The sequence below is a fragment of the Galactobacter sp. genome, assembly GCF_022712295.1.
Taxonomy (GTDB): domain Bacteria; phylum Actinomycetota; class Actinomycetes; order Actinomycetales; family Micrococcaceae; genus Galactobacter.
This window is the reverse complement of the sequence record NZ_JALAGT010000101.1, coordinates 19,661-29,201: the sequence shown is the minus strand read 5'-3', so window position 1 is coordinate 29,201 and position 9,541 is coordinate 19,661. Positions and strand designations below refer to the sequence as shown.

Genomic DNA, 9,541 nt, shown 5'->3' with positions numbered 1-9,541 from the left:
GCAACAACTGCATCTGGTGATGGATAACTACGCAACACACAAGACCCCTGAGGTGAAGGACTGGCTGAAGGAACACCCGCGCTTCCACGTGCACTTCACCCCGACCTCAGGATCCTGGCTGAACCTCGTGGAGGTCTGGTTCGGGATCATCGACCGTCAAGCCATCCGCCGCGGGATCTTCACCTCTGTACGTGATCTGAATGCGAAGATCCGTCAATTCATCACCGGCTGGAACGACCGCAAACATCCCATCGTCTGGACCAAAACCGCCGACCAGATCCTCACGAAAGCCAACCGCCTACCAACTTCCGAAACGCGACACTAGAGGGCGATGCAGTAGCTGCGAATCTCTGCGATCTTGGCCGTCTTCGATGTGCTCGCGAAGCGGAACGCGTGGCTGAAAGCGAGCCGCTGATCCGCCGCCTCGAAGTAGCCGTCGCAGGACGCAAGCCGGCCGTGCGTGATGATCGACAGGAGCTCGACGCGCTCTGGCTTGAACGGTGGGCCGGTCATCGCTGCAGCGTCGGTGCCGCCGTAGGTGTCTGCGCCCACGAGGGTCCACGCGGCGTCTTCGGTGAGCCATTCGGCGACGGCTGATTCCTCCCCAGCAGCCCAGTTCACGGCGAAGTCGCCGACGACGTCGGTTCGAGGGGCGTTGCCACAGCCGGAGGGCAAGACGATATCCATTGGAGTTCCTTTCATCTTCTCTGTCTCTGTGTTGTCCCTCTGCCCGGGGCCGTGGGGCGGGTGACGGTCAGGCCACCTGCACGATCCGGAGACTCGCGACACCTTCCGGGCCGGTGCGTCCGGACCCGGTCGGTAGAGACGAAGCTACGTCGCTCTGATGTCTAGAGCGAGGCCACTCGGTAGCGCAGTTGCACGTTCGACGACTCCTCGAATCGGCGGCACTCGAGGAGGTCGAGGGCGATAGGGGAACCGAACAAGCTCACTCCAGCCCCGAGGGCGCAGGGGCTCACCATCAGGTGCACCTCGTCAACGAGCCCGCCTGCAAGAAGCGCGTTCCACGTCCGTCGGCTTCCGAAGGCCACGATGTCGCCGTCACCGGCTTGTTTGGCTTCGCGAAGCCACGCGCCGATCTCGTCGCGCGGGACAACGGTGGTGGACCGTGCCCAGGCGTTGTCGGCCGGGACGGGTCCACGGTCGCTCACGACGACCTTGGGTATCGCGTTGTAGCGGCGGCTCATCTCGCGATTGACAGCGCTGAATGCCGCGGCCTCCGGTGCGTCCGGATCTTCCGGCTCGGGAGCCTCGGCAACGAAGGGCCAGTGGGCGCTGAAACCGTCGAACGAGTCCCTTCCCAGCAGGACCATGTCGGCATCATTGATGCTGTCCAGATTCGCCTGGTCGAAGGCCGCATCCATGTTCAACACGAGCGGGTTGCCGTCGGCGTCGGAGTAGAAGCCGTCGAGCGAGACAATGTTGTTGATGACGAGCTTGCGCATGGTTCACTCCTTCGGGTCCGGGCGCAGCGTGGTCGGAGCCCACAAGATACCCGGCTCAGGCGTCGACTTCACCCCCCGAGTGCCCAAGCAGGAGCACATGGTGGCCGCCAAGGTCCTCCTGCCGGAACTGGTCGCCCGGTGTCCAGCCTGACGTAGGCGCAGGAGCGCCTCGTCCCGCGGTTACAGTGGGGAGCATGTGGGCCGTAGCGATCACCGGGGTGGCGGTGCTGGTCGGAACCGTCCTCCAGAGGATCTCCGGCGCCGGTGTGGGCCTGGTCGTGGCACCGGTGTTGTCCCTGCTGATCGGTCCCGCCCACGGCGTCCTCGTGACCAATGCGGTGACCACGGTCTCCGGTGGCACCCTCACCATCCAGGCCCGTAAGCAGGTGGACTGGAAGCGCTACGCCGTGATCGTCTCCTGCGCCATGATCGGACTGATCCCCGGCGCGATTCTGGTGGCCAACCTGTCTTCGGCGTGGTTGCAGATCGTGGTGGGTTCCGTGGTCCTACTGGGCCTGGCCATCACGGCCTTCCTGCGGCACGCGCCCAAGGCGCCGGAGACACCCACGAACATCATCAGCGGCATCTTCGGTGGCCTGTTCAACGTCACCGCCGGCGTCGCCGCGGCCGCCATGGTCGCCAACGCCCGCTTCACCCGGTGGGCGCAGGTCTCCTACGCGGCCACGATGCAGCCGGTCTTCGCGACGTTGGGCCTGTGCTCCGTGATCGCGAAACTCCTGGCCGGCGTGGGAGGGGGAGAAGGCGAGTGGCCAAGCCCCTGGCTGGCCGTCGCTGCCGTGGCCGCTGTGTTCGTCGGCGCGTGGGTGGGCGGCCTGCTCGCCAAGCACGTGCGTCCGTCCGCTGCCAAGGCGTTGGCGATGACCCTCGCGGCACTCGGAGCGGTCGCAGCCGTGATCAGGGGCAGCATCGGGCTGATCTGACAGCCACCGATACCTGGCCCGCGACACAGCTACGGTTCAGAACCACAACTACGGTGCTGACTACTCAGCCGGCGCCGTAGGAACGGTTTCTGACCGTAGGAAGGGGCCGGGCCGGGTGCAGTTTCGCACGATCCGGTTCGGAACCGGCCACAAGTCCTCAGATGACGCCGAACCGGAGCCAAGAACTGCCTTCCACCACGTCACGGTGAGTCACATACACCCTTCGTGACGTCGTGTTCCGCGACTCCTCGCGCACCTCAGCCGGCCACGTGTTCAGTAGTGCCTGCGTCCCCAGCAGATCTGGGCGCACACAACTGAACTCATCACGAGGAACTTCCTTCAATGACACGCCTACGGCACTACGCAGCCGCGGCCCGGGCGCGAAACAAGGTGAGGCGCGGATCCACGATCGCGCTCGCTGCTCTCGCGCTGACCACCGCGACCACCCTCACCTCCTGCGGGGACCCCACCGACGAAGCCGGCACCGATTCGGCCGAGCGCACCATCACGTATGCACACCAGCAGGAACCCATGTGTGTCTTCGGAGGCTGGATCGAGCAGGCCTACCTCTCCTACCAGGTGTTGGACCAGCTCACCGCCCTGGACGAGGACAAGAACGCCGTCCCGTGGCTTGCCACCGATTGGAAGTCCTCCGAGGACGGCCTGACCTGGACCTTCACGCTCAAGGACGGAGTGAAGTTCACGGACGGTACGGACGTGGACGCGAAGGCCATCGCGGCCAACTTCGACTACTGGATCAAGGACGGAGGCAATTCCACCGCCGCCGCATGGATCGGCAGCCAGTACGAGTCCGCGAAGGCGACGAGCAAGAACACGCTGCAGATCAACCTGAAGAGCCCCTACCCGAAACTCCCGGAGACGCTGGCACAGGGCTACTTCGGCATCCAGTCCGCGCACGCCCTGAAGACCCGAACGCAGCAGCAGAACTGCGAACAGCCCATCGGTTCCGGCGCCTTCACCGTGGACCATTGGAACCGCGGGCAGAACATCGTGCTCAAGCGCAACGTCGACTACACGTCCTGGCCGGCCAACGCCAAGCACCAGGGCCCGGCCAAGGTCGCGGCCGTCAACTGGAAGTTCGTCCCCGACGCCACCACCCGCTCCTCGGCCCTGAAGGCCGATGAGGTCGACGCGATCTACGACGTCCCCTCGATCGACTGGAAGGACCTCGGCGATGCCGGTTTCCAGCGCTTGAAGTACGTCACCGGCGGCCGCCCGCAGCAGCTGACGTTCAACACCAAGCAGGGCATCTTCACCGACCAGAAAGTGCGACAGGCCTTCGCCTACAGCCTGGACCAGGAACCGCTCGTGAAGGCCGTGGGGCGCGGCGTGATCCCCGTGGAAGGCAACGGATCCGTCTCCCAGTCCTCCCCGGGATACTCGAAGAAGGCCGCCGAGCGGTACCCGTTCGACCTGGACAAGGCCAACGAACTTCTCGACAAGGCAGGGTGGACCGAACGCAACGAGGACGGCTACCGCACCAAGAACGGCAAGGTCCTCGAGGTGAAGCTGCCCTATGGTGCGGGCACCATCCTCAACGCCGAGGGTGGGGAGATCCTGCAGGGCGTGGCCCAGCAGGTCCGCAAGTCCGGATTCAAGGTGGACCTCAACCCGGTCCCTCCCGCGCAGTGGTGGGGCGGCTCCTACGGCACGCCGGACAAGCGCGACATCTACCCCGGCTACTGGACCGCCATCAACGCGGGGATCCTCTGGATCAACTGGGCGCCGGAGGACCAGCATGCCTACGCGGACAATTCCGCGTTCTACGAGGACAAGACGCTCGCCAAGATCATCACCGACGCCAACGCGGAGGCAGACGAGGACAAGCAGAACGCCCTCTACCGCAAGGCCCAGGAATACATCGCCGACCGCGCCCTGGCGGTGGGTCTCTACGACCGCCTGAGCACGCTCGCCATCTCCACCGACCTCCACGACGTGTGGCAGGAAAACGCACAAGGGGGTCCGGTCTTCCATGACGCTTACTTCACGAACTGAGCCGGTTGGTACCGAACCGGTCGCGAACCACCAAGTGCCCGACGCCTCGTCGTCGGCTCCCGCTGGCAGCGGCGCCTCCCGCCGCGTCCTGACCAAGATCGCGTTGCGCATCGGCGGCGCGCTGGTGACGCTGTGGGGCGCGGCCACGGTGGCGTTCCTGTCGCAGCTGGCGCTGCCTGGCAACAAGGCGCAGGCCATCTTCAACATCCGAGCCGGACAGGCCACCGAGCGCAGCCCGGAAGAACTGGCGCCCGTGGTGGACATGTTCGGGCTGGATCATCCGGTCCTCGGCCAGTACTTCAGCTACCTCGGCGGCCTGCTGCGCGGGGACCTTGGACTGTCCTACCAGCAGTTCCGGCCGGTCACCGATGTCATCGGCGAGCAGCTGCCCGCCACCCTGACCCTCACGCTGACCGCCATCCTGTTGGCGTGGGTGCTCATGGTCGTCTGGACGCTGCTGACGGCCGGACGCAGCAAGCCCGTCCGGGTCTTCGGAGAACTCACCGACGCGTTCACGGCGTCGCTGCCGCATTACTGGCTCGGCATCATCCTGCTGCTGGTCTTCGCGGCGGGCCTGGGCTGGTTCCCGGTGATCTCCGGGTCTGCGCCGATCGGCATCGTGCTCCCCGCGCTGACATTGGCGATTCCGCTGGCCGGGTTCATGTCCCAGTCCATGCGTACCGAGTTCGAGGACCAACTGCGCCAACCGTTCGTCACCACGGCACGGACCCGAGGCATGCGGGACACCGCGATCCGCGTTCGTCACGTGCTGCGCCACTCCCTCATCCCACCCGTGACCCTGTCCGGCTGGGCGCTGGGCGCCACGATCTCCGGCGCCGTGGTGGTGGAGACCGTGTACTCCCGCGGCGGAGTCGGCTCCGCGCTGGTCCAGGCGGTGAACTCCCAGGACCTGCCCATCGTCACCGGTGTGGTGGTCCTGATCGCCGCCCTCTACGTCATCGCCAACCTGGTGGTGGACGTGCTCTACGTGATCATCGACCCGCGATTGAAGGCATCATGACCGCCCAGACCCCCTCCCTGAAGCAACGGGGCGCGGCATCGTCCGCCTCCAAGGCCGGTCGGCGACGCCGTTTCCCGTGGGGAACGCTCGTCGCGGGAATCGTGGCCCTGGCCTTCGTGGTCGCTGCGGTGGCACCGTCCCTGCTGGCACCAGGTGACCCGTACGCACTCCACCTGAAGGACTCCCTGGTCTCCCCGAACTGGGATCACCCCTTCGGCACCGATGTGCAAGGCCGTGACCTCTACACCCGTGTGGTGCACGGCGCCGGGCTCTCCCTCTGGATCGGTGTCGGCGCCACCGTGGTCTCCATGGTCACCGCCGTGATCCTGGGCTCGCTCGCCGCACTCTCCGAGCGCATCCCGCACGTGGGCCGCGCCGTGGGAGCCCTGGTGAACCGCATCATCGAGATCCAGTTCGCGTTCCCGACCCTGCTCCTGGCCCTGCTGATCGTGGCCATCACGGGCCCCTCGGCCACCGCCCAGGTCTTCGCCGTCGCCATCGGCACCGCACCCGGGTATGCCCGCATGATCCGCGCACAGATCCTCAAGGCCATGAACTCGGGCTACGTGGAGGCGGCCGTGACCCTTGGCCACCCGTTCTCCAGGGTGCTCTTCCGCCACGTGCTCCCCAACGCGTTGCGCCCGTTCGTAGGCGTGATCGCCATGTGCATCGGCCAGTCCATCGTCTGGGCGTCCTCCCTGGCCTTCCTCGGTCTCGGAGTTGCACCCCCGAATCCCGAGTGGGGAGCCCTGCTGGACGCCGGCCGCCCCTACGTGGTCCAGGCCCCCTGGCTCACCGTGATCCCCGGCCTGGTGATCGTGGCGCTCGCCGTCACCGCCACCGCTCTTGGCCGCAAGCTGCAGGACGTTCTAGAGAAGGAAGAGACCCGATGACCGCCACACTCCAGACCCATCCCGGTGAGGTCGACGTGCAGCAGACGGACGGACCCACGGACGCCTCGCTGTTGAGCGTCTCCCACCTGAACGTCGGCTTCACCAAACGCGGTCGCCTCACCCCCGTGGTGCACGACGTCTCCCTGAGCGTGGAGCGTGGCCGTTGCCACGCGCTGGTGGGGGAGTCCGGGTCCGGCAAGTCGGTGACAGCCCGTACCCTGGTGGGCCTCACCGGCGCGGGCGCCGCGGTCAGCGCCGACCGCCTCAGCCTCGCGGGTCGGGGCGGCGAGCACGACCTCACCTCCCTGGACCTCGCTACCTGGCGCGACGTCCGCGGCGGCCGGATCGGGTTCGTCCTCCAGGACGCGTTGCTCTCCCTGGACCCGCTGCGACCCGTGGGCCGCGAGATCGACGAGGTCCTGCGCCTGCACACGAACCTGTCCTCGGGCCAACGCCGTCGCCGAGTCATCGAACTGCTCTCCGACGTGGGCGTCCCGGAGCCGGAACTGCGGGCAGGGCAGCGTCCTGACCAGCTCTCCGGTGGCCTCCGGCAGCGTGCGCTGATCGCCTCCGCCCTGGCCGGTGAACCGGATCTGCTGGTGGCGGACGAACCCACCACCGCCCTCGACGCGACCGTGCAGCGGCAGGTCCTCGGCCTGATCCACCAGGCCAAGGACCGCGGCGTAGGGGTCCTGCTCATCAGTCATGACCTCTCCGTGGTGGGTGACCTGGCCGAGACGGTGTCCGTGATGCACGATGGGCACATTGTCGAGGAGGGCCCGGCCGAGCAGATCCTGGGCGACCCACAGCACGCCTACACCAAGTCCTTGCTCGCGGCCGTCCCCGGACCCCACACTCGGGGACGCCGACTGTCCACGGTGCCCGACGGCGCGGTGCCCGACGGCGCGGTGCCCGACGGCGCGGTGCCCGACGGCGCGGTGCCCGACGGCGCGGGCCGGCCGGGTGCCGACGCCACCCAGGACAGTACTCGGAGGGAGCCGGACACCGCCGTGGGGCAGGAGGACGTGGTGCTGCAGGCCGAAGGCCTGCGCAAGGCGTTCCGCACACCGGCCGGGCATCACCAGGCCGTGGACGGCGTCTCCTTCGAGTTGCGTCGCGGGCGCACGCTCGGCATCGTGGGCGAATCCGGGTCCGGGAAGTCCACCACGGCCAGGATCGCGCTGGGTCTCGAGGAACCCGACGCCGGCGAGGTCCGACTGGACGGCGCCGCCTTCTCCGGGGTCCCGGAACGGCACCGCAGGAAGCAACGCCGCAAGATCGCGGTGGTGCAGCAGGATCCACTCTCCGCGTTCGACCCCCGTTGGACCACGGAGAAGATCCTGCTGGACGCCATCCGCGAGCGAGTCCCACGTGCCGAACGTGAGCAACGCGTCGCCAAGCTGCTCGACCTGGTCCGGCTGCCGGCCTCTGTGGCGGGACGGCACCCGCTCACCCTCTCCGGAGGCCAGCGCCAGCGCATCGCCATCGCCCGCGCACTGGCCTCACGCCCGGAGGTCATCGTCCTGGACGAGGCCGTCTCGGCGCTCGACGTATCGGTCCAGGCCCAGGTACTCGACCTGCTCGTGGACCTGCGCGACCGCCTGGGACTGAGCTACCTGTTCATCTCCCACGACCTCGGTGTCATCGCCCACCTGGCAGATGACGTGCTCGTCATGAAGGACGGCCGCGTCGTGGAACATGCGGACGTGGACACCATCTTCACCTCACCGGCCGACGCCTACACGGCGGAACTCGTGTCCTCCACGCGGCCCGACCACCCGACGTCGGCCCTCCCCGACGACCATGCCACCCCCACCCGGAAGGACCTCTCATGACCACGCCCCTGCTCTTCAACGCCTTCGTGATGACCACGACCTCCCACATCCACCACGGCCAGTGGCGCAGGCCAGACGCCGGCCAGGTGGACTTCGAGGACGTGGACACCTGGGTGAACCTTGCCAAACTGCTGGAGGAGGCCAAGTTCGACGGCATGTTCTTCGCCGACGTCACCGGCCTCTACGGGGACGCGGACGCCCCGTTCGACACCTACGTGCGTGAGGGACTGCAGATTCCCTCCAACGACCCCACCGTGCTCATCTCCGCGCTCGCCGTGAACACCGAGCACATCGGCTTGGCCGTGACCTCGAACGTGATGCAGTCCCACCCCTTCCAGTTCGCCCGTCAGATCTCCACGCTGGATCACATCACCCGAGGGCGCATCGCCTGGAACGTGGTGACCGGCATGCAGGACAACGGCGCCCGCAACTTCGGGCTGAACCGGCTCGTGGAGCACGACGCACGCTACGACTGGGCAGAGGAGTACATCGACGTCACCTACAAGCTGTGGGAGGGCTCCTGGGACGACGACGCCGTGCTGAAGGACCGCTCGGGCTCATACTCAGATGTGGATCGCGTGCACAAGATCCACCACCACTCCGAGCGCTACGACGTGGAGGGGCCGCACCTGGTTTCGCCCACCCCGCAGCGCACGCCGGTGCTGTACCAGGCCGGCTCCTCCGGGGCCGGGCGTGCCTTCGCCGCCCGCAATGCGGAGGCCGTGTTCCTCATGGCGCCCAACCCCGAATTGGCGCGTCAGCAGCTCACGGAGACGCGCGCGCAGGCCGAGTCCTACGGGCGCAAGGGTGAGGACATCAAGTTCTTCCAGGGCGTCAGCTTCATCATCGGGGACACCGAGGAGGAGGCCAGGGCCAAGGAGCAGGAGTACCTCAAGTACGTCTCCGCTGAAGGGTATGCGGCACACTCCGCGTTGGTGGACCCGGACGGTCGCGTGTACCCGCCCGAAACCCCCATCGCGCAGCTGCAGACCAACTCGGCGCGCGGTGAGGCGGAGTGGCTGGCCAAGGCCATCACCGACCGCGAGCCAGTGGTCGCCGACCTCATGCGTCACCGCGCCACCCGCCAGACCTTGGTGGGCACACCGGAGCAGATCGCCGACGGCCTGCAGGCGTGGCAGGACGCAGGCGTGGACGGCATCAACGTCATCAACTGGGTCATCCCCGGCTCCTTCCGGGAGTTCGCGGACAAGGTGCTGCCCGTCCTGCGCGAGCGTGGGCTGGCGAAGACCGAGTACGAGGAGGGCACGCTGCGCAAGAAGCTCTTCGGCCACGACCGTCTCCCCGAGTCCCACCCCGGGGCCAAGTACCGCGGTGCCTTCGCGCCCGTGGGGGTATGACCGGCGGTTGTTGA

10 protein-coding genes are annotated in these 9,541 nt (G+C 67.3%); 8 read left to right on the top strand and 2 right to left on the bottom strand.

The features are described 5' to 3' along the window. A partial coding sequence (locus tag Q0A15_RS07680; RefSeq protein ID WP_291278937.1) for a transposase occupies positions 1-325 on the top strand: 325 nt, incomplete at its 5' end. Here the strand turns inward: Q0A15_RS07680 and Q0A15_RS07675 are convergent. Beyond that, entirely contained in the window at positions 322-687 is a 366-nt protein-coding gene (locus Q0A15_RS07675; protein ID WP_291278936.1) for a hypothetical protein, read from the bottom strand. The genes Q0A15_RS07680 and Q0A15_RS07675 overlap by 4 nt on opposite strands. Before the next feature lie 161 nt (positions 688-848). Further along, positions 849-1,463: a dihydrofolate reductase family protein gene (locus Q0A15_RS07670; RefSeq protein ID WP_291278935.1), complete on the bottom strand. Its 615-nt coding sequence runs from the start codon at positions 1,461-1,463 to the stop codon at positions 849-851. On the opposite strand from Q0A15_RS07670, the gene Q0A15_RS07665 reads away from it, so the two are divergent. The 7 genes from Q0A15_RS07665 (at position 1,462) to Q0A15_RS07635 (ending at position 9,527) form a co-directional block, all read left to right on the top strand. Next, a complete protein-coding gene (locus Q0A15_RS07665; RefSeq protein ID WP_291278934.1) occupies positions 1,462-1,614 on the top strand; it encodes a hypothetical protein in 153 nt (50 codons plus the stop codon). The two genes, Q0A15_RS07670 and Q0A15_RS07665, sit on opposite strands and share 2 nt — an antisense overlap. Before the next feature lie 43 nt (positions 1,615-1,657). Further along, entirely contained in the window at positions 1,658-2,404 is a 747-nt protein-coding gene (locus Q0A15_RS07660; protein WP_291278933.1) for a sulfite exporter TauE/SafE family protein, read from the top strand. Positions 2,405-2,746: 342 nt separating this feature from the next. Next, positions 2,747-4,420, top strand: a complete 1,674-nt coding sequence (locus tag Q0A15_RS07655; protein WP_291278932.1) for an ABC transporter substrate-binding protein — start codon at positions 2,747-2,749, stop codon at positions 4,418-4,420. Further along, positions 4,398-5,441, top strand: coding sequence for an ABC transporter permease (locus Q0A15_RS07650; protein WP_291278931.1), 1,044 nt, complete (start codon positions 4,398-4,400; stop codon positions 5,439-5,441). The genes Q0A15_RS07655 and Q0A15_RS07650 overlap by 23 nt, the downstream gene beginning before the upstream one ends. Further along, positions 5,438-6,334, top strand: a complete 897-nt coding sequence (locus Q0A15_RS07645) for an ABC transporter permease (protein WP_291278930.1) — start codon at positions 5,438-5,440, stop codon at positions 6,332-6,334. Before Q0A15_RS07650 ends, Q0A15_RS07645 begins: the two co-directional genes overlap by 4 nt. Further along, complete coding sequence (locus tag Q0A15_RS07640; RefSeq protein ID WP_291278929.1) at positions 6,331-8,169, top strand: ABC transporter ATP-binding protein; 1,839 nt, start codon at positions 6,331-6,333, stop codon at positions 8,167-8,169. Before Q0A15_RS07645 ends, Q0A15_RS07640 begins: the two co-directional genes overlap by 4 nt. Next, complete coding sequence (locus tag Q0A15_RS07635) at positions 8,166-9,527, top strand: LLM class flavin-dependent oxidoreductase (RefSeq protein ID WP_291278928.1); 1,362 nt, start codon at positions 8,166-8,168, stop codon at positions 9,525-9,527. The genes Q0A15_RS07640 and Q0A15_RS07635 overlap by 4 nt, the downstream gene beginning before the upstream one ends. Positions 9,528-9,541 lie beyond the last annotated feature (14 nt).